Genomic DNA, 24,135 nt, shown 5'->3' with positions numbered 1-24,135 from the left:
TCGCCCTTTCTGTTTGTCTATTTTCAAAGACAATTGTACCATTTATGAAATGAGGAGGCTGACTGATGAATAAACGTGAACTTGGACAAAGTGGATTGATGGTATCGGAAATCGGACTGGGTTGTATGTCGCTCCCTACAAATCATCGTGAAGCGAAACTGATAGTGGATGCTGCCATTGAACAAGGAATTACATATTTTGATACTGCGGATTTATATGATAAAGGTGAAAATGAAGAAGTTGTTGGTTACGCTTTGAAAGGAAAACGACAGGACATCATTTTAGCGTCTAAGGTGGGGAACAAGTGGAAGGAGGATGGTTCCGGTTGGACGTGGGATTCATCCAAGTCTTATATCACATCGCAAATAAAAGAAAGTCTTGGCAGGCTCCAAACAGATTATTTAGATTTGTATCAATTACATGGTGGAACAATGGAAGATGATTTGGAAGAAGCAATCGATGCTTTTGAATCCTTAAAAAAAGAAGGTCTAATTCGAGCATTCGGCATTTCATCCATTCGACCAAATGTTATTCATCGCTTCCTCCGTGACGGTAATGCTAGCTCTGTCATGATGCAATACAGTATGTTAGATCGCAGACCTGAAGAATGGTTTGAGATGATTGCGTCTCATGGTGCTTCAGTTGTTACTCGGGGTTCTCTCGCTAAAGGTCTTCTTACCAAAGATGCATTGAAACGTGCCGAAAAAGCAGATGGATACGGAGAATACAGTAAAGAAGCTTTAATCGAAACACTTTCACAACTTACTCAAAACACACAAAATCTACACAGTTCAGCATTGGCATTTGTGCTTCAACACGACAAAGTATCAGCTATATTGGCAGGCGCAAGCACAGCAAACCAATTAGAGGAGACGATGAATGCATATCATCAATCTACGACCGCGGAGCAGCTTGCACACTTGAAGCAATATTTAAGAGCGGAAATGTATACCGATCATCGTTTATAAGTATTTCTTGGAATACTCATTCATATCTTCGGTATTGCTCATGTTGTAACCATTGAAATAAGTTTGATTAAAATTTAGAGAGTATCCTCTATTTCAAGATATAAAAACAAACCTCGTATTTTCAACCAACATTGATTAAAATACGAGGTTTCGCTTTTTTATTTTTAATCATCTATATAACAAGATTAATTATTTCCGAAATCGAATCTTCAACTAAAGCACTCGTTAGTTGGTTGTGTGCGCTCGCCAAATGGGAAAAAAGCAATAAAAAAAGCAGGCGAATTGTGCCTGCCACCTTGCTCTTATTTACTTGACCTAACGCTCTTGAGATTCGTTCGGTAAGGCCAGGGGCAACGGGAAAGGAACCTACGGATTGTAGGCGTAACCGTACAAGACTTTGTTATCGGGCCTTTTAGTGCTGAAGAGACACGTTTAGATTCCTGGATAGCGTTCTATGCTGTCCTGGAACCTGTAGTGCCACCGCCCAACTTATCTCATCTTTTTGAACTAGGCATAGGGTAACAACGATTGTGATTTCGGACATAATTAGTTAATTTCACTTCACTACCCGGAAACAGAAAAAATAGAAAGATTCTCTTAAGGAATTTATTTCACTGAGTTAGCTATTCGAACTAATGTGTCAAATGTTTCTTTGTTGGATACTTTTTTATGAATTCCGAGTATATATTGCAAATTATTTTTTTCAAAAACAAAAAAGTTAAATAGGTGGTCTTCAAAATAAATGGCTTTACTACCATCTTGAAGTGTATACTCTTTACCTTTGAAGTTTAATTTATCTTTGAAGCTCAATTTATTTTTTAAAGAACGAATATCTATTTTATAAATATTTTCTCTTAAATCTTTATTAACAAACATGATCTGTAGGGAATCATTCATACTATTTTCCTTATCTTCATAAAATCTCCCGAATTTATGTGTAAAAGAAATAGAAGGCATAATTTTGGGTAACTTTACATCACATTCAAAATGATTTTCAAATTCCTTAACTGACACTTCCATGGATTTATATCCCACTTCAGTGAATTTCCCCTCAAAAGAAGGAGGTGTATTTTGGGGATTTGCAATAATCCCTTCTTTAGGATTTTCAAATTCCTTAATTGACACTTCCATGGATTTATATCCCACTTCAGCGGATCTTCCCTCAAAAGAAGGAGATGTATTTTGGGGATTTGCAATAACACCTTCTTTAACCGAAAATAAAATAATAATACTGATAATAGGTATCATATAATAAACTTTTTTTACCATTTGTAATTCACCCTCTTATCAATTAAATAAAAATCAATTCTGTTAGGTATAGCTATTCTTTTCACCATTAACCCACCTCCTTTTTATGTAAGTATTTCTTTAACGGTCGGAAATATACAGATACTGCAAGACAAAGCACAAGTGAGTTTTGAATTAAGGCATGTGTTTAAAATCATTAATTTGGTTAAAATCGGCGACATTCCATGCAGCACATATTATTACTGAGTCAAGCAAATGAAGCGTAATGATATGTATAGTGAGATCTTCAAGGGAAGAATAAAACAGAAATTCGAGGAACACCAAGGAAGATATGGATGCCGTCTACGATGGAGTTAACCATCAAACGGATTAAGGCAAAATTAAAAGGTATGAGCCCGGTTCAATACCGAATTCACACCTTAATTGCCGCCTAATATTGTGTCTAACTTTTGGGTTTAGAACAATTTTGGATGCTTTTTTACTGTATTTTTATTGAGAAACACTTCCTCTACCGAGACACCTTTTCGATGCGGAAGAATCCATACATGTTACTTTAACCCTATAGCTACCTTCTCTAGGTACTGCAATGAACTGTGTATCCGTGAATGCTATTTCTGAACTAATCGGAGTACCAAAAAGATCTACTAATTGAGTTACTAAATTAAATGGTCCATCAGATTGATTACTTACTGCTAATACTTGTCCCCTTGTTGCGTACACATAATCAGAATGATTAAAGTGCGTACCGTATGAAAAAACATTAACTCCCTTGCATTGGAAACCTGCAAAACTACAGTCGAACTTTGAAGATTCTGCCGATGCTACTGATACAAATAATGACAATAGTAATAATAAGCTTATTAAAGATGAAACAATAATTTTTCTTTTCCCTATAGTCAAATTTATCACTTCCTTTCTTGTAATGTAGATATTCGATGTATATATACCAATTTCATTTATTTTATACAAAAATTTCCTAAAGAATTTTTACGAGTCCAATATAGCGTATTTATTATTTACGAGGATGCGCTCAAAACACCCTTTCTGTAGAGACATAAAATATTGAAGGTAATCGGTTATGTAACAAAACTCGTCCTTTTCTGGACACGAATCACTGACATTAAAATACATCTCACTATGGATGTTAATTTGAGCCTGATTAAAGGCTTAATTGGCAATTCCAAATTTAAAAACCCATCTAACCTTCACATGAAAAGATTAGATGGGTTAATTAATTATTACATCCGCCATTTATTAAACGTTGTAAATGGTTCAATAAGAAAGTGACTGCTCATTGTGTAGCAATCGCTTCCGATTCTACTTCACAATAACCGAAAATCCGTAATATGCTTCGCCTTTAATATCTCCTTCAAATGTTGCAAAGTAACCATAATTGTAGCGTCCACTTTCGGTTGGGAGATTGAACTTGTTGTCCGAATTAAGGGGTATCTCTGTAACCTTATCGTCTTTAAATTGGTACAATTTAGTGCTCGTTGGAAGAGGGGCTTTTAATGCGGGATTAGCATCGAAGTGAAAACTAACCAATTCTCCTTTATCCATGAGTTGGGTCTTGTTCCCTTCAAGGTTTTTAGCAGGGTTCTCAATTTTTGTTTGGCAGATTGATACATCTTCATTCCAGCAATAGTCAACTAATACAGTTAATATTCCAACTTTTGTATTACCCGTCATCAACTCTCTTGGCTTCTCACCTGATTCGTAGAATGAAACTTCTTGTGTGATGATAGGTTCTAGCGGTTTTTCTGCACAACCTCCTAATAAAACTAATATAAAAATAGAAAACAATTTGTATTTTGCCATTCCTAAACCACTCCACTTATCAATCATTATTTTATTTGATTTTAACATAGCTCAAGACTAATAAATCTAATATTTTGATTATTTTTACAAAATAAGAAGGAGATTACAATTGTATCGAGAATAGTTAGATTTAGTGTTCGTAGACCGAACACACTAAACATAAAGGAGAAATTAATTATGAAAAAACTCATCATTGGAGCAAGTGCAGCTTTTTTAAGCTTAGGTTTATCGTTTGGAGGGTTATCGCCAACTCATGCTACGGGGAATGAATCAAATGTTGAGGCATCTTCTTATACAAAGAGTGTTTCTCAAACAAAATACTATTCTGGGAATATAACACCTCCTTCTAGCATTCCCTATTCTCAAAGTGGTTGGACTGGCACACTTTACTTGCAGTCAAAAGCCTTCGATGGTACATACACAATCGCTTCGTACTCAGGTAATGTTTCATGTACAAGCAATTGTGCGATGAGTAATAGTGAGGTAGAGTAATAGTTTTAATTTACTCTCCAAACATAATGACCTAAGGAAGCTCTATGAGTGAGCTTCCTTTTTACATTTAACATCAGTTTAAATTCAAAATACATTAAGGGAGGGAATTCCAATGCTATATATGATTAGATTGGAATGGAAGAAAATGAGGCGTACAAGGTTCTTCAAGATGCTTCTTCTCCTGCTGATACTCGGAATTGCTAGTTATTATACATATATCTATCTTAATACAGTACGATCTCATGAAGTTCTTGACAATCTAAAATCCCAACTAGAGGGAAGTGAAAAAAGACTGTCTGAACTGGAAAAAAAAGCACAGGAAAATCAAAACGACCATTCAGACTACAACCATGAGCTTGAATATTATCGTACTTCTGTTCCGTTATTAGAACAGGAAATGCAAGGTTTAACAACTCGTAATTGGGTAACGTGGGCAAAGTCCAATAGTCTCTCGAGGAATTTTGATGAAATGATTTCATCTAAACAAGATTGGGAGAGTACCTATCCCACACGCTTTACATTAGAAACTCACCAGTCCATACTCGAGTGGTTCGCCGAGGGGAATATTGAACCGATATGGCCAAGTGATTTCTGGATGACGAAATACGATGAAGTATTTGATGATGGTCTTGAACCAATCATTCGGGGCAATTTCGAGAAACGTCACGCATCAAATGGCAGTTATTTCAGCTATCACCTATTTGAACACTGGTTTTCCTTAATCGGTGTCGTCTTTTTTCTCTTCCTGTTTAGTGACATTGTTACAAAAGAAGGTGAAGGAAGGAACGGTCCTATACATCTTCTTCGTACACAGCCCATGAAGAAAGATCTTATCCTGGTCAGCAAGTTTTGCTCCGTTTTTTTAATGACGCTGTGCATATTACTTGGAGTGTTTGTTCTAACAACATTATTAGGTACTGTTTTTGATAGATTTGGCGATTGGGACTATCCAATTTTGATTTATGATAAAGAATACGCCTATCAGTTGATGCCACTTGGTTGGTTTTTACTCAAGAGCACAGGACTATTTCTCTTGATACTCCTCTTCAGCTACGCTCTTTTGTTCTTTTTCTCGGTTTTGACTAACCGAGCGATCATTTCAATAGGAATCACGCTGACTCTGTTGTTACTTGGAATCAACTGGGCGGAACAATCAGTTTTGTCTGAGAATGCACATTTTTTGCCTTTTCATTATTTAAATGTATTTCCAATCGTTTCGAATGAGTATGCGGTGCTGCATGATAACTTTGAGTTTTCCTATCAGAATGGGGTGCTCTCATTAACAAGCTTCTCTATCATACTGTTATTTTTCACTTATGTACTGTCAGTTTATCGTTACCGAACTCGAGGATAAGGGGTGTTGATATGATAATTAATGTAACCGATTTAAAGAAGAATTATAAGAACCAGGAAGTATTGAAAGGAATCGATATCCATGTGGAGACACCTCAAATCCTTGCTTTAGTAGGTCCAAACGGGGCTGGAAAGACAACACTTATGAACTGTATGATGAACCTGCTGCCTTTCAACGAAGGACATGTCACAATCCTTGGCAAGAAACATACCGACTCGTCCATTTTCTATGATGTTTCGTATATGCAAGATAACCGAGTCTTATATGGAGACTTGACTGCTCACGACCATCTATCCTTCATCTGTGATATCCAAAAGCTCCCGAAGAAAAAAATACAAGAGGTCGCAGAGCGTGTGGGAATGGTGAACTATTTACAGAAGCGCGTTCGGAGCTTCAGTCTAGGAATGAAACAACATCTCCTTTTAGCGATGGCAGTCATTAATGAACCGAAAATAATACTTATGGATGAACCCATTAATGGGTTGGATCCGACAAGTGCTATTAATATGCGTAATATCTTACTTGAGCTAAATACCGAGGGGACGACAATTCTGATTTCCTCACATAATCTTGATGAGGTTGATCGACTCACAAATACGATTTATTTTATGAAGAATGGCACACTTTTAAAGGAATCTCTTGAAGATTTTGCGACCAATCAGTACATCATACAAGTAGACAAACCGGAACAGGCTCGAACAGCACTGACAGAATCCAGAATTATCTTTCGGATGACTGATGCCCACGAACTGACCTTTGAAGAATCAAAACAATATTTAAACGAGGTTCTCGAGACACTCCATAATCATCAGATTCAAATCTTGCAAATTCAAAACGTTCGCATTGGAGCTGAGCGTCGTTATCTTGAGTTGTTTGGTAGCGGGCAAAGCTGATGAAACTATTATCATTTGAACTTAAAAAAATCTTGTTCAGTAAACGGTTTCTTTATCTGGTGCTTTCCATTGCTGTAGGCGTCATATTTTTATTTATCCGTAACTACATTTTTCAATCCTATATTGATAAGGAACGTGAGAAGGAAGTTATTGAAGAAATCCAGTATGGCCAGAGTCTAATTCGTCAATATCAGGAAAGCTTGGCACGTAATCCAGAACAATCCGACATCCAAGAGCAGCAGCGTCTAATCGGCTCAATTGTTGAGGTCTTATTTCAGATGCGTTCAAATCTTGAATCCGAGGATTGGGAGAGCCAATTATACCTTGAAATCGACTATCTCAATAAATTGACTGAGTTCCTGGCATCTGGTGGTCAGTTTCCAATCACGTCCAAGGAAATTAAGGATCGTATCATCACCAACAATCATTTGCTAGCAAAAGGAATCCCACCCGAACATGAGACATATAGCATTGCACCACCTAATTTTATGAAACAGACAGTCGATCTCTTAGCGACTGCTGGAGTCGTTATTTTATTACTACTTGCGATTGGTGATCTTCTGACATCAGAGTTTGAAAACAGGTCCTTACACTTTTTATTTTCGCAGCCTTTAAAGAAATCTAGCATTATTCATGCCAAGGTATGGAGTAGTATCTTAATATACCTAATCCTATTGATAGTAATGCTAACAACTTCTTGGTTGGTAAGTAATCTTTTTGGATCAAAGGGAACTTTCGATTATCCCATTTTGATTGAAAATAACCAAGGTCCCGCCTTCTTACCCTTGCATCAGTACATTCCTGCATTACTAACACTTGTTAGTGCAGTTGCTCTTTTAGTAATTGGGCTAACGATGAGCTGGAGCTTAATTGTTAAGAATTCACTTGCAACTCTTTTTGGCGCCTTAGTAACGATGGTTATCTTCTATGCCGTAACGTCAATTATTCATATACCTTCCTATATTAATCCGTTCCAATATGTGTTGCCGATTAACTCCCTATTGGACCAACCTGCGTATGCATGGTGGTCAGCTGTTCCAGTAACCGTTGGTGCATTTATCATTCTGTATTTGTTTTCTACTATTTATATGAGAAAAGTGAAGTTAAGTTAATATTAGTTAAATATGGTGATAAATCGAAATTATTCTTGTCGATATTAAGAGATTATGAAAATTTATTATAATAAGCTACTTATATAATAGAAGAAACTCATTAGCTTTCCAGTTGTAGATCTAACCAATAATTTATTTTTCTTCTATTAATATTGGAGCCTTACTACATGAAACTATGTAGTAAGGCTCCTTAAAGTTATTTAGTTCGGACTTCGAATCTTTAAGTAAACCAGCTAATAGGATGTCAATATTTTTCTCTAAAATTCTAATTAACCCTATGTTATACTATTTTGTGCATGACAAATAGCCCTCCAAAAACCTTTTGGAAGGTTTTCTCTTTATTACTTATAACCGTTAATTACGCTATATCTAGGAAAGTTTCTTTGCTATTTAATAAAGCATAAATCCAGTGAAGCAGTTTGTTAATGCAGGCTACTAAAGCCACTTTGGCAGGCTTTCCTTCTGATTTTTTCTTATCATAGAATTCCTTAAGTTTTTTATTTCTTGAACTTCGGATACCGCACAAAACGGCAAGATACAAGGCATGGCGTAATCTACTAGAACCTCTTTTGGTAATGCGATTATTTGTTGCAGTAAACTTTCCTGATGAGTGAACACTAGGATCTACTCCTGCAAAGGCAACAAGTTTTTTCGGATGACTAAACCGATCAATTTCACCAATCTCTGAGATAATCGTGGCAGCGATTTTTTCTCCGATACCGGGAATCGATTGGACAATCTGGTAGTCTTCCAGTTCATTTGCCAAGGTCACTATACGATTTTCTAACTCCGAAAGGTGTCCTTGGTACTGAAAAAGCAACTCAATATACATTTGAAGGTTGATTAAGTGACTGTGATACACCACTTTTTGAAATGGGTTTCGAGACGCGGAATCCATTATTTTTTTTGCCTTATCCAATGCCCATATAGGACAAAACTCCATAACACTCTCGGCTAGCTTACTTTCCCCAGCTGCTATTACGTCTTCTGAAGTAGGATATTGCTTTAACATCAATAAAGAAACCTTCGAATAAAGATCTCCAAAAACCTTGCGGTATTCCGGAAAAACTTGATCTAAAATAGTGTGAAACTGTAGTTTAGCCTCCACATACATATTCGTAATAATCTCCTGTTGTCTTGAAAGATTTCTAAGGTTCAAAAGTTGAATTCCTCTGTTTTTATGAGGTTCAAAATCTTCTTTATAGTAAAGAACACATAGCTGATACGCATCAATCTCATCTGTTTTTACTTTTCGTAAACTTGATCTTTTAGCCTGGTAAGAAATGATAGGATTAAGCAAGATATATAAAACCTCGTGCTCCTCCAAATATTGAATAACAGGAGAATGATAATGACCTGTAGATTCTAGAATGACCATAGGCATTTGCCCTGTCATCACTTCAATCTCATTTAAAAAACCTATAAAACTGTCTAATTCCTCTCTTGTATGCTTCATAGAATAGCTCTTTCCAAACGGCTTCGATTTATCTAAAAATGCCTGAACTTGGCTCTCTCCTTTTGCCACATCCAGACCAACTACTGGATTCATTTTGCTTCCTCCTTCTGACTACTTACTCACCAGTACCCCTAATCCTCCATGTAGTATCATAGCTTCGCTTGTTATACGAGATCTATGTCCCAACCAGCCTCAAACATGTTTCTACAAGTAGGGGGTGGACAGTTTAGTTCACGGGATCGTTGTCCCACGCACCCGTACGTCCTACCCTGGCTACTGATATATTAAATCCAATAAAAATAAGGTCAACCAGTAAAAACTGGTTAACCTTATAATACGAAGCACCCGTTAGTTGAGTAAGCATTTTCTATTCATTGAATGGTTGAACTGTCTATTATGCTCTTTTTTTTATTTGCAGAAATTCATATGTTTCCAAATTGTTCTAAGGTTACATATTTATAATAATGATAAAATTGATTGAATTCATTCCCTTATTTGGAGGCAAGGCAATATGACTGATATAGCAAATCAACCGTTGACTACTTTACTCCCTCAACTAACATACAATCCTTTATATATCTTGACAGTAATAATAGCTTTTGGAGTATTAATTTTCTTAAAAGATGAAAAGGGTTGTTTAATGTTTTTTTATAAATGTTCGGCTGTGGTCTATATAATCATATATTTACTAGCCATTTATTTTTGTATTGCCTTTGCTTTTGGTGGTCGTTCCCAAGTTACAAATACAAGAGTTGATAAACTTAATAGCAATAGCAAAAATATAGCTGATATTTTATTCATCTAATCACCTACCTAATTTTAAAGGTAGTATTACCTAATGATAAGACAATATTCTTGTTCAACTAAACATCACCTATTACTCAAACATAGCCTTAAAAAAAGCACCTCCGAAGAGATGCCTTAACTAACTTTAGAGGCTAGTGATCTTAGTTATTTGTCATGTGAAAACCTTGACGCTATTGGGTTGAACGTACTGAATCGTGCGTATTTGTATGACCGTCTTAATTTACTAAAGCACTCGTTAGTGAAAAATAATTATAATTTCACTGTCCAAATTTTATAGATAATTTGACCATTTATTTCTGTTTTTTCTGTACAGACATCGATTTGCATATTGTTATAAACAGCCCATTGAGGAAAAAGAGAAGCTAAATATTTAATTACCTTTTCATCAGGTGTTGCATATCCTACATTATTTTTATTACTTAAATAGGCAACAAAATCTGGATATAACGCTTCTGTCCATTCAATAACTTCAAACTTCGAATCAAAAATACGGTTATCCTCTTTATGGCTACCATTTATCCATTTAACATTCTCCATTGAATACACCTCATTTCCCAAAAAAAAGTTACCCTTACAGGTAGCAATTTGTGAGCTAAGCACCCGTTAGTTGAAGTAGGAAGCATTATTCATAAGAACCGTTAGGTTCTGGTAAATCTTTGTATTCTTCTTTATTTATAAGAATGCTATGAATATCTTCTGCCAGTCTTACCAATTTCAATGCATCCTCTGGATAGCCATCACAATAATTCTTAGTAGATATAGAATTAGTCTTACCATCCATTTGAATATTCCAAATAGTAAAAGATGGTGTACTAATGTCGCATTCATTTTCATTTTCATTTTCTACTACTAATTCACCCATAATATCAATACTCATCATTACATTATAAATTTGTTTCATCTCTTGTTCAGTAAAAGCTATGTTAGCTTCAATCGTTCCATCTTTTATAAGGTCCTTTATAACAGTATTATTAAAGGTATCTACTTTTTGTTTTCCATAAGTACCGTAAATCAGGCTAAAGTTAAAGTCTTCAGGCATTTCAGGATTAATATCGTCTGCATTTTCTTTTGAGCACCCCGATACCCCAGACAATATGATTAAAAATGCAAATAAAAGAAAAGACAGTTTTTTGATATTCAGTGCAAAAACCTCCTAAGAATTCGATTTAAAGCATATTCACCTCTATACACTCTTTCTTATTGAATTAACCTGCTGCGTTAGTTTAAGTGAAAGCCTTCACATTCTTCTGTTAATTTTAACATAAATATCCAGCTAACCATCTTTAATTATTTAGATATGAAATAATGAAGGTAATCGGTTATGTAACAAAACTCGTCCTTTTCTGAACACGAATCATAGGATGTTAATTTGCGCTTGCTTCAAGTCAATAATCTGAGAAATCAAAAATGGAATGAAAAATACTTTCACCATGTCTCTGGGCTTCACAATTATTCATTTCTAAATTACTGTTTATTCGATAAATCAAATACAAGAGACATCGGAACAATAGAAATTGCAACTTCTGCCGATAATGAAATTCATTCTTTTGCTATTTGGTCTGACGAAGAAGGCGGTCATTACGTTTGCTTGCCATTAACTAATTTGTATTTGATGAGAATGATAAAGGGGACTGAATGACGTATTGTTTGCGGATATATAAAATCAATTTAATTACATTAAAAAACAAGCCCCTCTATTTAAAAGGCTTGTTTTTTTAACTTTTAAGGTATGTTTGATTTTAATTAGTTCTACTAATGATAGTAATTTACCGCAGTATAGATTGGCCATTCCCAAAATACAGACCCTTGCGATACGATAAATCTATCCAAAAATAATTCCACATTAAGGTGGAGTGATCTTGGTCCATCTATATGGTCTAATAGAAAAAGATAATTAGGGTTCTTTTTTTCAATCGCCTCTAAACTTATGGTGAGAAATTGTTGTTCCACTTTACCTATTGGTAATAATTTGTTATTAGGGTCCATGTATTCTAGATTCTGTACTATTTCTTGTATCGAAAATAATTCAAGACCGCCACCAATGTTTCTTCCATCAAGCAACTCCTGGAAGATCTTCACTCCATTAAACTTCACCAGAAATAAACGATAGTCATCGGGTAATCGATACCCAATCTTTTCTTCGAACTGTAGAACGTTTTTTTCTTCATTAGGTTTGTTGATTGAACTTGTTACTGAAGTAAGCCGTCCACCAGTTTTAACTAACGTATGTCTTTTTTGGCTATCCATAGTTTGTATAAGAGTGTGTATAATCTTCGTCACATCCATATCGTCACTCCTTAGTAATTACTCCACCAACCATTATTACCATGAACAACCTTTTGGTGAATGTATATAGTAAGTCCAAAAAGATTTAACATAGAATGAGTTCCTCCATATTGAAGAGGAACAACATGATGCACCTCATAGTCAGACCAATTAAATTTAGGAATTCCATATGTCTTTTCATAGTATTTAATATAATTAGCTCTATATGGCACTAATTCTCTAGGTACTCTTTTATCAACTGGAACTATAGCTATATCGGCTTTGTAAGGCATTGGTAAATATTGTTTGCTGTGAGCATTAAATACTTTCGGATAAATTATTGCCTTCTTGTTTGCAAGTACCGAGTAAGTTTGGGATTTTTCAGTCTTTGGATAAGAACCAGTCCACCCTGTGGAGGTAGTTGATTTAGTAATCCAAAATTTTGTGGATGACACCTTGAAGGTTTTAGAATAAGATTTTCCTACATAAACTTGTGCGCCAGTCCACTCCACATCAAATCCTGTCACTTTTGAATAAGAACCTTCTAATGTATTACTACTATACAAGTCTGTTCCTGTCAGAATAATACTTGGTTTATTACCAATTATTTTACTAATAGTTTGTTTTAGGGTTATCGTGTTATTGCTACTATCAAAAATGATATCTCCAATCACTTCAACATAATTCAGTTGTACTTTGGCATCAGGTGATACTTCAGTATTAATATTAGTTGTATTAACTTGTTGTTCGAGATTGTTGCTATTTACTCCAAGCTCTTCTAATTTACCATAATAATCTACTAAATAGTTTTCTTCAGAATCTAGATTTGGTTCATTAAGTTGATAACTTACCGGGTTTTCCAAGTCATTCAATTCCATGTCATTGTAACTTATCTGAACATTTTGTTTCAATTCATCTTCTGTTTGAAAAGGGATCTGATTGTTTTCAACATCTGAAATACCCAATAATTCCTTATAGCTAATTACTTCTACCACTGGAGTATGCTCCAGCGTATCCAAATCGTCGCATATATTGCCAACCTCATTAACATTTACAGTACTCATCTCTTAAGCCCCCTTAAAGTTTTAGACACCATAAAGTAAGCGAGTTACAATATAACCAAACTTGTGAGCGGATGTTTAAATCGAATAGGAGGGGAAAGAAATGCCTAATAAGAAAATTGCCGTGGTTGAAGAAGTGAAAAAGAAATATGTTCGCATGGCATTAGAGACGGGAAACAATGCTACCATTGCACGAAAAGCTGGAATCGATCGTTCAACTTTAAAAAAGTGGATGATTGAATACCAAGATGAGGTTGGCAATCAAATGGAAAAAGAGGATATTTCCATCCTTTCGGATGAGCCTACTCATGACGAGCTCCAGAAGAAATATGATCAGGCCATGAAGCTGTTAGGTGAAAAAGAACTTGAAGTTGCCTTCTTGCGAGAAATCGTAAAAAAAAACACTTTAGTGTGAAGGAACAGTTGAAGATGGTAAAAGAATGGCATGAAGAAGGGTTTCCCATTAAACGGATGATGAAATTCCTTCGTTTAACCCGTTCCATGTTTTACTATAAGCCAGTCGCTCAAAATCCTGAAAAAGAGGAAGAGCGTGGACGTCCGTGTCCTGGTTTTTCCTTAACGAACAAAGAAGAGCGAATTTCGGATGAACAAATTCAAGAGTTTCTGATGGAAGCGATTGAGGGTGAAGAAAGCGTGTACGGTTACCGAAAACTTACCCACCACTTAAAGACTGTGTATGATTTAAAAATCAACGCAAAGAAGGTGTATCGCCTCTGCAAAGAGATGGGCATCCTCTTGCCGCAGCGCAAGAAGAAAAGCAAACACCCACGGCGTTTGGCAAGAAATCACGTTATTACAGGTCCAAATGAGATGTGGCAATTAGACATTAAATATGGATCTATCGAACAAAGTGGTCGTTTCTTCTTTGTTGCAAGTGCAATTGATGTTTTTGATCGTTCAATCGTTGGCTATTATCGAGGATCTGATTGTAAAGCTACGAGTATAACCAATATGATTCAAGATTCCTTGATACGTCGTAACGTCCCTCGTCCCAAGGACGATGAAAAAGAGAAACGATTGATCATTCGGACAGACAATGGTCCACAATTCGTAAGCGAACACTTTGGCGGTTTTTGTGAGGATAAACGGATTTATCATGAACGAATTCCCAAAAAATCGCCGAATTCAAATGCGTATATCGAATCATTTCATAGCATCCTAGAACGAGAATGTTTTCAGCAACACGACTTTGAATGTTTTGATCATGCATATGAAAAATTGGATGTATTTATCGATTTTTACAATGAACGACGATATCATGGAAGCTTAAACTACCTTTCACCTTGCCAATTTTTAGAACGTTTTCAAGAAAATAATGACCATTCACAAAAGATTAGTCTTTAATTTTCAAAGATGGTGTCTAAATAGAGGGGGCCAAACCGTCATAGTCATACTTTCTTGCTGAATAGGTGGTTTAATTGGGTCGATAATATCACCTGGTGGTGGCTGTGTTGGCACTATCACTCCTGGTGGATTTGTCGGGGTCTGATAGCAATCCTCCATAAAATAAGTTGCTGCAATAGTTGAAGGGGTTAAACTCATTAGCAATAAAAGTAAAGTAATTGCAAAGATAAAGGATTTCTTCAAATAACTCTCTCCGTTTTATTCAAATTTTAAAAACCTCGTCCACCCCTTCAATTCCCCCTTATATTTCAGGCATCAGATAAATAATATCATTTGTAGGAAAAGATGTAAGCGTAAATATTTAAATTTTCTAAATTATTAGTTTAAAGTCTTGTGTTATATAATAAGAATTTTAATTTCCTAACATCTATTGGTGTAATATTTTTTATGTTAAGTGATTTTGTATTAAATTCTCCACCTATTGATTTGAATTTCTTTTCATTAGTTTTGTGTTAATTGGGTTGATATCAATTTTTATTGCATTGCTTAGAGTTTTCAACATAAGGCTAAAGAAGTATACTAAATTGTTTTTCTTCTCTAAGTAAACTGATGCTTAATTGAAAACTACATATCCGACGAAGAATAATGGCAACGCTCAGTAAAACTGAAAGTTTCCATTTTTTGTATTTACTTTTTCTCAAAAACGATAGTTATTGAGATTTTTTATTTTGATTTCATTTTGAGGAGAATCATAGGTTATTTATGTATCAGAATATTGCTCAAAATCTATGTATCAATAACTACTGTTCGATCAGTTCGGTTATATGCGTGTCATTAACAAAGATCGTAAGGTATACGGCTAGAGACCATGAAAAAGTTAGGATATGAAAAGGATATTTTCACAATTGCTTAAACGCATCTTCCGAAAGAGTTCTTTATATTCATTTAATAGTTCGATTCTGCTGGAACAAAAAAACTTATTACAAAGATGCTTTTATAATAGAAGAAACTCATTAAATTTCCATTTGTAGCTCTACAATTAATATATTTTTTCAGATAATATTGGAGTCTTACTACATTAGACTATGTAGTAAGGCTCCATATAAGTTGTTTAATTCGGACTTCGAATATTTAAGTAACGCACCTCGTTAGTTGAATAACACATACTGTGTATTCAATTAACGGAATTAGCCATTTTTAAAAAATCCTTAAGTGTATAGTTTTTCTTCTCTCCCTTGTAAGGAGGTATCATTAAAACGATGTCCACATTATCTTCGCTATCGTGCCACGAAATTACGTTAGCATCTCCTTGTTCATCCCATTTAGCTTTTATTCCATTACTTAACTTCACTGTTTCTTGAGCTGTAACCGTATCGTATGCCTTCGTGAAAAGGTTGGATACGTGTAATACATCTTGTTCACCAATAAATACAATATCGATTAATAGGGGATCTTTATCTTTTATACTGGTCGGTAAGGGAGTTATTTGCACACTTTCAACTTGAAACGGAATAGTTGTATATGCTGGTATTTTTATTTTGTCTAGGATATCTTCAGGGATTTCTTCTTGGTTAGTTTCCAGTTCAGGATTACGAGTCATCAATTCTTCCCAATCACTTTCCTTTGGCTCTTGTTCTGTTCCTGAACATCCAAATAACAAAGTTACGAGTATCAAACTACTAAATAACCTAACTAACGTATTTTTAATTAGAAACACCCTTTCAGTTTTGAAATACATTCTTCTTCAACTAACCTGCTGCGTTAGTTTAAGAACATTGTTTCACAATCTTAATTAAACCTCTTCTTTTGTATATTCAGTAAATGATTCGAAATCTCCACAACCCAATATAAGTTCACAACTCTCTGGATGAAGCATAATTCCTATAGACTGGACTACATATTCTTTGGTTATCGGTTCTATATGGAAGTGCTTTCCATTACCATAATCGTGTGCTAAACGAATTAACTCAGTACCTAATCCGAGTAATGCATTTTTACTTAGAGTAATTTGTACTCTACAATTCGTCGTAATATCATTTCCGCTACTATCCATAACGGTTACTAATGCTATGTTGTCTCCTGATATTTCAAAAGCTTCTTCTTTATCAAAATCGTTATCTAAATCGATAATGTATTTAGACATAATTAACCAACATCCGTTCTAATAAATTTTTAATTTTCCTTAATTTCTCGTTCAACTAACCTGCTGCGTTAGTTCAAGAAGGAAAAATGCTTTACTCCTTCTTGAAGCAAAGCACCCGATAGTTTAAGTGAATCACTTCACAAGAAAAATCTTTTAAAACTTATTATAATTTTCTTTTAAGCGAATTGATCATTGAGAATTAGTTCATATCTTTTCCAAATCCAATATATATATATGTTCTCCTTCATCTGAAGAAAGAAAAGTAAAATTAAGCTTTTTAAGTAAGTTGATTGAAGCAAGATTTTCAGGTGAAACGCCCGCATTTATTCTGATACAACCTTTTTGCTTAAGCCAGGAAATAATTGCGACAAGTACTTCATATGCATAGCCTTGCTTAGCGTGAAAAGGACTTATTGTGTATCCTATCCAAAAAGTGCAATTTTCACTTTTTAAATAAATATCACCAATCAATCGATTAGTTGTATTGTTGATTATAGCAAGTTGCACACCTTTTAAAAGAGAGGGTTCGCTAAGTAATTCTTTAGCATACATTTGCTTGGTCAATCCTTTGAATCCTTGAAATTGCATCCAGTTTTCATTATTTCTATATTCCATAAAATCATCAAGATTTTCTTTTACAAATCGACGTACAGTACATCGTTTAGTCTTTATCTCCATAATACCTACCGCCTTTTTCTGCATATTTCCATTCAACAATCCTGCCGCGTTAGTTTAAGTGTAAACCTTCACAAACTCACCCATATTTTAACATATATATCCAGTTATCGAGAATATAATTTAATCCGATTTAGGGTAGGTGTCAACAATTTTACGCTAAATCAACCATTTCCTTTAAAATAGCCAATAACTAACTAATACCTCTACTTCAAGAAGTACCTCCTCTACTGTACCGGTGAAAGTGAAAGTGAAAGTAAAACTTTCTTAATCATCAGAACAGCCAGCAAATAATAAACAAATTAATAATAACAAAAACGCCCAAATTCTTTATAAATCAAGGAATCTGGACGTTTCATGAATGGTTTGTTATTTGCTTTAATTTTTATATAAAATAAAAATACATTACTTATTCAATGGTAACTGTATTGATTCAATAGCGTATGGTTCTTTAACCAGTTCAAGTGAACCATTATTGTCTATCATTTTGTAAACACCAACAATGGGTGTTATGGTTAGGGTTATTGCTTCCTCATGAAAAACTGTAGTAGTTATACGCGAATAATTCACATAATCCTTGAAATCTGTGCTATGCCCTGTACCATTATAATGAATAGTTTTGTACTCATTTCCTAAATTATCAGATACACGATATTCAATTAGTACACCACGCCATTCTTCATCCTCTTTCGCTATTTTCCGAACATCTGCAAATTCTGATAAATATAATGTTGTGGATATAGGTGTTTCCGTCATTTTTGTAACTACAACTCCAATATCTTCCTCTTCATTTTTTATACTATCAGCAAATTTTTGTGTTTTACTTTCAAGAGCATTTAATGAAAATTGAAATGACCAATCTCCATGAAAAGTATTATTTACATTATTTAAATTAAGAATTTTGTTTCCATGCCATGTTATATGAACTTCATCCGGTTTGGGACCATCTATTAATTCGTAGATATATAATACTGCGTACTCATTGTCGTTTATTTTTTCTATAACATAACTGTCAAAGTAACCACTATCCTTATACATATTTTTAAGTTCATCAACAACCCATTCCCCCATTAAAACGGGTCTTTCTCCTAAATCCTGTTCACTTTTTATGGTATAAGCTACCGTAATATTTTCCCCATCATATACAGCATCTGTTACCGTTACACTAATCCCATTACTTTCTTTTGTAACCCCAATTTCTGTTGAATACGTATCATATTTCTCAAAAACATATTTCTCATCATCATTAAATAATTCAAATATATTACCAATAACCGGAATTTTCGCTGCAAAGGTAGGAAATGCAAAACTTAGAGTGATGCTTGAAGCAACGAAAAATGCAACTGCAACCGACATGTTTCTTGAAAAGTGATTCTTCTTTTTCCCTTTCAATACAGTCCTTTTAACCCTTTCCTTTTCGAGATCGCTTACTTCCATTGGTTGAATATCCATCTCAATATTCAGTTTAGAAAATTGTTTATATAGTTTTTTCAAGTCAATAACCCTCCCAAACGAATTTGTTGTAATCTTTTTTTCCCACGATACAATCGATTATCAACAGATGCCTTTGTTAAACCAAGGTGTTGGGAAATCTCTTCATTTTTCATATTTAAAAAGAATTTCATCGTGAAAATATCACGGTCTACTGGTTCTAATTGCGTCATCATTTTTAAAATATCTTCTGTTGATGACCATATTAAATATTCCTCTTCGGCTGATTTCACAGCATTCTTGATTTCATTAATATTAGTAACTATTTCAGATTTTGACAGTTTTCTTTGTTTATCAATCGCTTTAAACTTAGCTATGGTACAAATCCATCTTCTGAAGTCTTCCTTATTCCCCTCAAATTGTCTGGAATTATCATAGACGCCTAAAAACGTATCATTTATACATTCTTCTACCGACTGAGGATCATTATAGGATTGGAGGGAATTGTAGATAATTGCTTTCACAATTCCGATATATTCCTCAATTACATATTCCAGTGCTTCTTCTCTCTTTCTTTTAAGATGTTTTATAAAATTTTCACTTGTAATTCTCATACAACAACTCCTAATTAGATTTTAAAGGCCTTAATACTTAAAACATCGTTCAGATTTGGATATATTCTCATATTATTCATTGGAATTTATAAAAAGATAAAAATATTTATTTTCAATATGAATAACATTTGAAACAAATGTCGTTATTTTTATTAGAATTTCAAGGTCTATATTAATTGGCAATTTATTATAGTGCTTCTTAAAATAAGCTACACTGTTATTTGAGTGTAACATTCCACACTGGATCCACTTGATGTTTTGGACGTAAAAATAGACCATCGAAATGATGGTCTTGTTTTACTGAAAAATAAGTTAGGTGATGTATATTACTTTATATTAAATCAATTATTTTAGTCTTCACGATAAGCATATCGATTCCCATTAGTAGCTCATATATGTGATAATTTTAATCAAACTCTTTTTAGAAGGATGAAACTATTTATATGTGGAATCTTTGTCTTAGTCTGAACACGTTACTTAAATATGTTTCAATAGGAGGCAATGTGAGTGCCAAAGTTTATTGATGATTTTGCTGGTGCCATATTTGATATCTTTAAGTTCGTGTTAAAAAGCATGAGTTATTTTATAGCTGGTATGATGATCGTTGGCGTGCCTCTATACTTGATTGTCTTAGTTATTAATTCCTTAAAATGAATAGTTTCATCTAATAATGACAAAGCAAAAGGACTTCAAAAATTTGAAGTCCTCTTTTGCTTAAAACTTATTGCCCTTCATGCCATACTCATCCAGAAGTTCAGCAAATGATTTATTTTTTTCTTTTTGTTTACGATCAAATTCAGCTTGCGCCAGGCGTTCTTCTTCCTGTTGATGCTCTGTATCTTGCAACTGCTTTTTAGCTGACTTCAGTTTTTCAAGCACATCCCCTTGCAATTGATCTGCTAAAGTATTGCCTGATTGTTCAGATCGCTCAGGTTGTCTGCGTTGTTGCTGTTGCTGTTTCTTTTTTGCCATCTTTTTTCACCTTCTGCCTATGCTCTTTTCACAATTGTTGCGACCCCTTGTCCGCCACCAATACATAATGTTGCTAACCCTGTCTTCGCATCTTGTTTCGTCATTTCATGCAAAAGAGATACGAAAATACGTGCGCCACTCGCGCCAATTGGATGCCCTAGAGCGATCGCTCCACCATTTACATTCAGCTTGTCATGATCAAATGCAAGTTCGCGATCAACCGCAATTGACTGTGCGGCAAAAGCTTCATTCGCTTCTACTAAATCAATATCTGCCATAGATAGACCTGATTTTTCGAAAACATTTTTAACCGCTTGAACCGGACCAATTCCCATCACTGATGGATCGACACCAGCTGATGCGTTCGCTACGATCGTTGCTAACGGAGTTAAACCTAACTCGTCTGCTTTTTCTTTAGACATCACGACAACCGCAGCAGCTCCGTCATTGATACCTGAAGCATTCCCTGCAGTGACACTGCCTTCTTTTTTAAATGCTGGACGCAATTTACCTAATTTTTCAGCAGAAGTTCCTCGTTTTGGATATTCGTCCGTATCGAATACGATCGGATCTCCTTTGCGTTGTGGAATTTCGACAGCTACGATTTCTTCATTAAATTTCCCAGCATCTATTGCTTGCACGGCACGTTCCTGTGAACGAGCTGAGAACTCATCTTGCTGTTCACGGGTAATTTCGTAACGATCACAAAGATTTTCTGCTGTAATGCCCATGTGATAATCATTGAATGCACACCATAAGCCATCAGAAATCATGCTATCCACTACTTTTTGATCCCCCATACGGAAACCTTCGCGTGCATTTTTCAATAAATATGGAGCCTGGCTCATGTTTTCCATTCCACCTGCTACAACAATGTCCGCGTCCCCTGCGATAATTGCCTGTGTTGCCAAATGAACCGCTTTCAATCCAGATCCACATACTTTATTAATTGTCATCGATGGTATCGTCTCTGGTAGACCCGCCTGAATCGATGCCTGTCTCGCAGGATTTTGACCAAGACCAGCTTGTAAAACATTCCCCATGATTACTTCACTTACTTGATTAGGTTCAAGACCTACTTTTGCTAACGCTTCTTTTATGACAATCGCACCTAACTTCGTAGCCGGTACGTCTTTTAATGACCCTTGAAATGAACCAATTGCTGTACGGACAGCACTCACGACAACCACTTCTTTTGTTGACATTATAAATCCTCCTAATCCCCTAAGAAAATATATTTGCTAGCACCCCTATCCCATCATTACAATAGAATGAAGGAGGGATGATATGTTTAGTTTACCAAACAATGTGACAATTATCGAGGTCGGCCCAAGAGATGGTTTGCAAAATGAGAAAAAAGAGGTTACTACAAATAACAAATTGGCATTTATTCATGCTCTGCAAGCAGCTGGTATTGAAGAAATGGAAATCACTTCTTTTGTATCCCCAAAATGGGTTCCTCAAATGGCTGATGCATACGAAATTGTAAAAGAGGTTCACAAGCAAGGACGCCAAATCGTTTTGACACCAAATTCTAAAGGGGTTGAACGTGCACTTTCTGCAGGAGCAAATAGTGTGGCAGTTTTTGTTGGTGTAAGTAATTCATTTAATTTAAAGAACATAAATAAAACCACAGCGCAAAGCATGCAAGATTTGAAACCTGTCATAGCGGAATTAAAACAACAAGGGATTTTTGTTCGGGCGTGTATTTCTACATCTTTTTATTGTCCTTATGAAGGTAAAATCGATAGTAAAGATACTTTGGCTTTATGCAAGGAGTTCGCAAACTGGGGTGTTGATGAACTTAGTGTGGCTGATACGATCGGCATGGCTAATCCACAGGAGAGTTATGAACTATTTTCTTTATTAATTCGCGAAATTCCACATGTATTAATGAACGCACATTTTCATGACACAAGAAAGATGGGCCTCGCCAATATTTATGCTGCTCTTTTGGCAGGTGTTACACGATTCGATACTTCAGCAGGTGGATTGGGCGGTTGTCCTTTCGCTCCTGGCGCAACTGGAAATGTAGCAACTGAAGATGTGGTGAATATGTTACATAAAATGGGGGTAAACACTGGAATCGATCTGAACAAACTATGTGAAGCGGTTTCGATTATAGCTCCTCACGTTTCAAGACCAATTGATACGGGCATGTTTAGACTATACGAGTTAAATCAAACATAGGAGGAATTCCCATGAAGCGTCGCATTCTTTGGATCACCAGTATTCTCTCGAGTATTATGACCGCAGGAGCGGCGATTTTTGGTTTTGTGTTTACGAACAGACTTATGTATTTGAAGAAAAAAGACGATGATTTTATTTTAAATCGTGAGATAACGGCCAAGAGATTTGACGAGGCATGGTTCAAGGTAGTGAGGAAAACTGAAAAATGGATTGACAGTCCTAATGGATACCCGGTCAAAGCAATTTTTCTGGAACCGTTAGACACGAATAACTTCGTCGTCATATGTCACGGTGTAACAGAAAACAAAATTAATTCAGTAAAATATGCACGTCTCTTTGAACGGCTAGGTTTTAATTCCGTTGTCTATGATCATAGACGACATGGTGATTCCGGAGGGAAAACAACCAGTTTTGGTCATTATGAAAAAATGGATTTGCAGGCTATCGTCAAGGCTGTAAAAAATTATGCTGGAGAAGATGCAATTATAGGGATTCATGGAGAATCGATGGGAGCGGCTACGACTATTCTGTACGCAGGGACTTTGGAAGATCAAGCTCACTTTTATATAGCGGATTGTGCGTTTTCTGATTTTACCGATCAACTTTTATATTTAATGAAGAAAGAAACTCCTCTCCGAACGAGTCTTGCCATAAAACTGGCAGATGTCTTTTTAAGGGTACGCGACGGTTATTCAATGAAACTCGTTTCTCCTCGCGAAGCCGTATCACGTATCGAGAAACCCGTCTTATTCATTCATAGTCTGCCCGATGATTTTATTTTACCAGAAATGACCAAGGAACTTTATGAGTTGAAAAAGGGACCTAAACAATTGAAACTCTTTGAAATTGGTCCTCATGCCCAATCATTTAATCAAAATGCTGAGGAATATGAAAAAACAGTTGCAGAATTTCTTCATACGTATAAACTTTTACCAAATTAATAAAAACGTAATCCGCTTTCAAAACTAGATAAACGAAACCATAAAAAATAGCACTCTCGGAGTGCTATTTTTTATTTTTGCATTTTATTCATTTGGTTCATCATTTGTTTTACTTGTTTTTCAGATGGTTTACGACCCATTTGAGCCATCATCATGCGAAGCATTTGTTCATTAATTGGTGGGTTTTCTTTTAAGTACTTCATCATGTATTGACGTGCAGCATAGAATCCGATTGCAGCTCCAGCTAATAACGCCACGATGATTAAAGTAATTGCTAACCATAAAGCCATTGCTATTTTCCCCCTTCTCGGTGTTTAACCTTACTTTCTA

General features: G+C 35.3%; 27 protein-coding genes and 2 pseudogenes. 13 read left to right on the top strand and 16 right to left on the bottom strand.

Annotated elements, in window-relative coordinates:
• Window positions 1-65 precede the first annotated feature (65 nt).
• The gene (locus ACQKEV_RS07190) at window positions 66-968 is read left to right on the top strand and encodes an aldo/keto reductase (protein ID WP_427447947.1); all 903 of its coding nucleotides are present in this window, start codon (window positions 66-68) and stop codon (window positions 966-968) included.
• 606 nt (window positions 969-1,574) lie between these two features.
• Here ACQKEV_RS07190 and ACQKEV_RS07185 read toward each other — a convergent pair.
• Window positions 1,575-2,237, bottom strand: coding sequence for a carbon monoxide dehydrogenase (locus ACQKEV_RS07185; protein ID WP_427447948.1), 663 nt, complete (start codon window positions 2,235-2,237; stop codon window positions 1,575-1,577).
• 126 nt (window positions 2,238-2,363) lie between these two features.
• Here ACQKEV_RS07185 and ACQKEV_RS07180 point away from each other — a divergent pair.
• Window positions 2,364-2,558 (top strand): annotated as a pseudogene (locus ACQKEV_RS07180) (IS3 family transposase); the annotation flags it as partial.
• A gap of 20 nt (window positions 2,559-2,578) precedes the next feature.
• A pseudogene (locus tag ACQKEV_RS07175) lies at window positions 2,579-2,650 on the top strand (IS3 family transposase); the annotation flags it as partial.
• 55 nt (window positions 2,651-2,705) lie between these two features.
• On the opposite strand, the gene ACQKEV_RS07170 reads toward ACQKEV_RS07175, so the two are convergent.
• Together ACQKEV_RS07170 and ACQKEV_RS07165 are read right to left on the bottom strand one after the other, a co-directional pair.
• Window positions 2,706-3,116 carry a hypothetical protein gene (locus tag ACQKEV_RS07170; RefSeq protein WP_427447950.1) on the bottom strand — a complete coding sequence of 137 codons (411 nt, stop codon included), beginning with the start codon at window positions 3,114-3,116 and terminating at the stop codon, window positions 2,706-2,708.
• Window positions 3,117-3,533: 417 nt separating this feature from the next.
• On the bottom strand, window positions 3,534-4,034 hold the full coding sequence (locus ACQKEV_RS07165) for a hypothetical protein (RefSeq protein ID WP_427457779.1): 501 nt from the start codon (window positions 4,032-4,034) through the stop codon (window positions 3,534-3,536).
• A gap of 177 nt (window positions 4,035-4,211) precedes the next feature.
• Here ACQKEV_RS07165 and ACQKEV_RS07160 point away from each other — a divergent pair, with 177 nt between their 5' ends.
• The 4 genes from ACQKEV_RS07160 (at window position 4,212) to ACQKEV_RS07145 (ending at window position 7,885) form a co-directional block, all read left to right on the top strand.
• Window positions 4,212-4,526 carry a hypothetical protein gene (locus ACQKEV_RS07160; protein ID WP_427447954.1) on the top strand — a complete coding sequence of 105 codons (315 nt, stop codon included), beginning with the start codon at window positions 4,212-4,214 and terminating at the stop codon, window positions 4,524-4,526.
• 112 nt (window positions 4,527-4,638) lie between these two features.
• A complete protein-coding gene (locus tag ACQKEV_RS07155; protein ID WP_427447956.1) occupies window positions 4,639-5,880 on the top strand; it encodes an ABC transporter permease in 1,242 nt (413 codons plus the stop codon).
• A gap of 11 nt (window positions 5,881-5,891) precedes the next feature.
• Window positions 5,892-6,773, top strand: coding sequence for an ABC transporter ATP-binding protein (locus tag ACQKEV_RS07150; protein ID WP_427447958.1), 882 nt, complete (start codon window positions 5,892-5,894; stop codon window positions 6,771-6,773).
• Window positions 6,773-7,885 (top strand): ABC transporter permease subunit, encoded by a 1,113-nt coding sequence (locus ACQKEV_RS07145; RefSeq protein WP_427447960.1) that lies wholly within the window; start codon window positions 6,773-6,775, stop codon window positions 7,883-7,885. The genes ACQKEV_RS07150 and ACQKEV_RS07145 overlap by 1 nt, the downstream gene beginning before the upstream one ends.
• 358 nt (window positions 7,886-8,243) lie before the next feature.
• On the opposite strand, the gene ACQKEV_RS07140 is transcribed toward ACQKEV_RS07145, so the two are convergent.
• Window positions 8,244-9,434: an IS110 family transposase gene (locus ACQKEV_RS07140; protein ID WP_427447962.1), complete on the bottom strand. Its 1,191-nt coding sequence runs from the start codon at window positions 9,432-9,434 to the stop codon at window positions 8,244-8,246.
• Window positions 9,435-9,852: 418 nt separating this feature from the next.
• Here ACQKEV_RS07140 and ACQKEV_RS07135 point away from each other — a divergent pair, with 418 nt between their 5' ends.
• A complete protein-coding gene (locus ACQKEV_RS07135) occupies window positions 9,853-10,146 on the top strand; it encodes a hypothetical protein (RefSeq protein WP_427447964.1) in 294 nt (97 codons plus the stop codon).
• 251 nt (window positions 10,147-10,397) lie between these two features.
• Here ACQKEV_RS07135 and ACQKEV_RS07130 read toward each other — a convergent pair whose 3' ends face one another.
• The 4 genes from ACQKEV_RS07130 to ACQKEV_RS07115 form a co-directional block, all read right to left on the bottom strand.
• Complete coding sequence (locus ACQKEV_RS07130) at window positions 10,398-10,685, bottom strand: hypothetical protein (protein WP_427447965.1); 288 nt, start codon at window positions 10,683-10,685, stop codon at window positions 10,398-10,400.
• Window positions 10,686-10,770: 85 nt separating this feature from the next.
• A complete protein-coding gene (locus ACQKEV_RS07125; protein WP_427447967.1) occupies window positions 10,771-11,241 on the bottom strand; it encodes a hypothetical protein in 471 nt (156 codons plus the stop codon).
• Between the two features lie 659 nt (window positions 11,242-11,900).
• A complete protein-coding gene (locus tag ACQKEV_RS07120; protein WP_427447968.1) occupies window positions 11,901-12,434 on the bottom strand; it encodes an SMI1/KNR4 family protein in 534 nt (177 codons plus the stop codon).
• 11 nt (window positions 12,435-12,445) lie between these two features.
• Window positions 12,446-13,477, bottom strand: coding sequence for a hypothetical protein (locus ACQKEV_RS07115; RefSeq protein ID WP_427447970.1), 1,032 nt, complete (start codon window positions 13,475-13,477; stop codon window positions 12,446-12,448).
• Window positions 13,478-13,577: 100 nt separating this feature from the next.
• Between ACQKEV_RS07115 and ACQKEV_RS07110 the strand changes: the two genes are divergently transcribed.
• Both ACQKEV_RS07110 and ACQKEV_RS07105 read left to right on the top strand, forming a co-directional pair.
• On the top strand, window positions 13,578-13,889 hold the full coding sequence (locus tag ACQKEV_RS07110) for a transposase (protein WP_427447971.1): 312 nt from the start codon (window positions 13,578-13,580) through the stop codon (window positions 13,887-13,889).
• 14 nt (window positions 13,890-13,903) lie between these two features.
• Entirely contained in the window at window positions 13,904-14,839 is a 936-nt protein-coding gene (locus ACQKEV_RS07105; RefSeq protein WP_427457776.1) for an IS3 family transposase, read from the top strand.
• A 1,174-nt stretch (window positions 14,840-16,013) separates the two neighbouring features.
• Here ACQKEV_RS07105 and ACQKEV_RS07100 read toward each other — a convergent pair.
• The 5 genes from ACQKEV_RS07100 to ACQKEV_RS07080 form a co-directional block, all read right to left on the bottom strand.
• Window positions 16,014-16,514, bottom strand: coding sequence for a hypothetical protein (locus tag ACQKEV_RS07100; RefSeq protein ID WP_427448180.1), 501 nt, complete (start codon window positions 16,512-16,514; stop codon window positions 16,014-16,016).
• A 117-nt stretch (window positions 16,515-16,631) separates the two neighbouring features.
• Window positions 16,632-16,982 (bottom strand): Imm32 family immunity protein, encoded by a 351-nt coding sequence (locus ACQKEV_RS07095; protein WP_427448178.1) that lies wholly within the window; start codon window positions 16,980-16,982, stop codon window positions 16,632-16,634.
• 204 nt (window positions 16,983-17,186) lie between these two features.
• Window positions 17,187-17,660 carry a GNAT family N-acetyltransferase gene (locus tag ACQKEV_RS07090; protein WP_427457773.1) on the bottom strand — a complete coding sequence of 158 codons (474 nt, stop codon included), beginning with the start codon at window positions 17,658-17,660 and terminating at the stop codon, window positions 17,187-17,189.
• Between the two features lie 402 nt (window positions 17,661-18,062).
• Window positions 18,063-19,151, bottom strand: a complete 1,089-nt coding sequence (locus ACQKEV_RS07085) for a DUF4179 domain-containing protein (RefSeq protein WP_427444771.1) — start codon at window positions 19,149-19,151, stop codon at window positions 18,063-18,065.
• Window positions 19,148-19,702, bottom strand: a complete 555-nt coding sequence (locus ACQKEV_RS07080; RefSeq protein WP_427444769.1) for a sigma-70 family RNA polymerase sigma factor — start codon at window positions 19,700-19,702, stop codon at window positions 19,148-19,150. Before ACQKEV_RS07080 ends, ACQKEV_RS07085 begins: the two co-directional genes overlap by 4 nt.
• Before the next feature lie 507 nt (window positions 19,703-20,209).
• On the opposite strand from ACQKEV_RS07080, the gene ACQKEV_RS07075 reads away from it, so the two are divergent.
• Window positions 20,210-20,356: a hypothetical protein gene (locus ACQKEV_RS07075; RefSeq protein ID WP_427444766.1), complete on the top strand. Its 147-nt coding sequence runs from the start codon at window positions 20,210-20,212 to the stop codon at window positions 20,354-20,356.
• Between the two features lie 60 nt (window positions 20,357-20,416).
• On the opposite strand, the gene ACQKEV_RS07070 is transcribed toward ACQKEV_RS07075, so the two are convergent.
• A complete protein-coding gene (locus ACQKEV_RS07070) occupies window positions 20,417-20,674 on the bottom strand; it encodes a YqkE family protein (RefSeq protein WP_427444763.1) in 258 nt (85 codons plus the stop codon).
• A gap of 17 nt (window positions 20,675-20,691) precedes the next feature.
• Window positions 20,692-21,879 carry an acetyl-CoA C-acetyltransferase gene (locus tag ACQKEV_RS07065; protein WP_427444760.1) on the bottom strand — a complete coding sequence of 396 codons (1,188 nt, stop codon included), beginning with the start codon at window positions 21,877-21,879 and terminating at the stop codon, window positions 20,692-20,694.
• An 82-nt stretch (window positions 21,880-21,961) separates the two neighbouring features.
• On the opposite strand from ACQKEV_RS07065, the gene ACQKEV_RS07060 reads away from it, so the two are divergent.
• A complete protein-coding gene (locus tag ACQKEV_RS07060) occupies window positions 21,962-22,864 on the top strand; it encodes a hydroxymethylglutaryl-CoA lyase (protein ID WP_427444757.1) in 903 nt (300 codons plus the stop codon).
• An 11-nt stretch (window positions 22,865-22,875) separates the two neighbouring features.
• Window positions 22,876-23,805 carry an alpha/beta hydrolase gene (locus ACQKEV_RS07055; RefSeq protein WP_427444755.1) on the top strand — a complete coding sequence of 310 codons (930 nt, stop codon included), beginning with the start codon at window positions 22,876-22,878 and terminating at the stop codon, window positions 23,803-23,805.
• Window positions 23,806-23,876: 71 nt separating this feature from the next.
• Here the strand turns inward: ACQKEV_RS07055 and ACQKEV_RS07050 are convergent, their stop codons facing one another.
• Window positions 23,877-24,095 (bottom strand): YneF family protein, encoded by a 219-nt coding sequence (locus tag ACQKEV_RS07050; protein WP_427444753.1) that lies wholly within the window; start codon window positions 24,093-24,095, stop codon window positions 23,877-23,879.
• Window positions 24,096-24,135 lie beyond the last annotated feature (40 nt).

Origin of the sequence: Paenisporosarcina sp. NPDC076907, from assembly GCF_050269735.1 — a bacterium.
Classification (GTDB): domain Bacteria; phylum Bacillota; class Bacilli; order Bacillales_A; family Planococcaceae; genus Paenisporosarcina.
The sequence above is the reverse complement of the archived record's forward strand: the minus strand, read 5'-3'. Positions and strand labels throughout refer to the sequence as shown.

Bases quoted from the DNA above. Each gene is read 5' to 3' on its own strand.
- ACQKEV_RS07190 (WP_427447947.1), top strand. From the start codon at position 66: ATGAATAAACGTGAACTTGGACAAAGTGGATTGATGGTATCGGAAATC.
- ACQKEV_RS07185 (WP_427447948.1), bottom strand. From the start codon at position 2,237: ATGGTAAAAAAAGTTTATTATATGATACCTATTATCAGTATTATTATT.
- ACQKEV_RS07165 (WP_427457779.1), bottom strand. From the start codon at position 4,034: ATGGCAAAATACAAATTGTTTTCTATTTTTATATTAGTTTTATTAGGA.
- ACQKEV_RS07160 (WP_427447954.1), top strand. From the start codon at position 4,212: ATGAAAAAACTCATCATTGGAGCAAGTGCAGCTTTTTTAAGCTTAGGT.
- ACQKEV_RS07155 (WP_427447956.1), top strand. From the start codon at position 4,639: ATGCTATATATGATTAGATTGGAATGGAAGAAAATGAGGCGTACAAGG.
- ACQKEV_RS07150 (WP_427447958.1), top strand. From the start codon at position 5,892: ATGATAATTAATGTAACCGATTTAAAGAAGAATTATAAGAACCAGGAA.
- ACQKEV_RS07145 (WP_427447960.1), top strand. From the start codon at position 6,773: ATGAAACTATTATCATTTGAACTTAAAAAAATCTTGTTCAGTAAACGG.
- ACQKEV_RS07140 (WP_427447962.1), bottom strand. From the start codon at position 9,434: ATGAATCCAGTAGTTGGTCTGGATGTGGCAAAAGGAGAGAGCCAAGTT.
- ACQKEV_RS07135 (WP_427447964.1), top strand. From the start codon at position 9,853: ATGACTGATATAGCAAATCAACCGTTGACTACTTTACTCCCTCAACTA.
- ACQKEV_RS07130 (WP_427447965.1), bottom strand. From the start codon at position 10,685: ATGGAGAATGTTAAATGGATAAATGGTAGCCATAAAGAGGATAACCGT.
- ACQKEV_RS07120 (WP_427447968.1), bottom strand. From the start codon at position 12,434: ATGGATGTGACGAAGATTATACACACTCTTATACAAACTATGGATAGC.
- ACQKEV_RS07115 (WP_427447970.1), bottom strand. From the start codon at position 13,477: ATGAGTACTGTAAATGTTAATGAGGTTGGCAATATATGCGACGATTTG.
- ACQKEV_RS07110 (WP_427447971.1), top strand. From the start codon at position 13,578: ATGCCTAATAAGAAAATTGCCGTGGTTGAAGAAGTGAAAAAGAAATAT.
- ACQKEV_RS07105 (WP_427457776.1), top strand. From the start codon at position 13,904: ATGGTAAAAGAATGGCATGAAGAAGGGTTTCCCATTAAACGGATGATG.
- ACQKEV_RS07095 (WP_427448178.1), bottom strand. From the start codon at position 16,982: ATGTCTAAATACATTATCGATTTAGATAACGATTTTGATAAAGAAGAA.
- ACQKEV_RS07090 (WP_427457773.1), bottom strand. From the start codon at position 17,660: ATGGAGATAAAGACTAAACGATGTACTGTACGTCGATTTGTAAAAGAA.
- ACQKEV_RS07080 (WP_427444769.1), bottom strand. From the start codon at position 19,702: ATGAGAATTACAAGTGAAAATTTTATAAAACATCTTAAAAGAAAGAGA.
- ACQKEV_RS07070 (WP_427444763.1), bottom strand. From the start codon at position 20,674: ATGGCAAAAAAGAAACAGCAACAGCAACAACGCAGACAACCTGAGCGA.
- ACQKEV_RS07065 (WP_427444760.1), bottom strand. From the start codon at position 21,879: ATGTCAACAAAAGAAGTGGTTGTCGTGAGTGCTGTCCGTACAGCAATT.
- ACQKEV_RS07060 (WP_427444757.1), top strand. From the start codon at position 21,962: ATGTTTAGTTTACCAAACAATGTGACAATTATCGAGGTCGGCCCAAGA.
- ACQKEV_RS07055 (WP_427444755.1), top strand. From the start codon at position 22,876: ATGAAGCGTCGCATTCTTTGGATCACCAGTATTCTCTCGAGTATTATG.
- ACQKEV_RS07050 (WP_427444753.1), bottom strand. From the start codon at position 24,095: ATGGCTTTATGGTTAGCAATTACTTTAATCATCGTGGCGTTATTAGCT.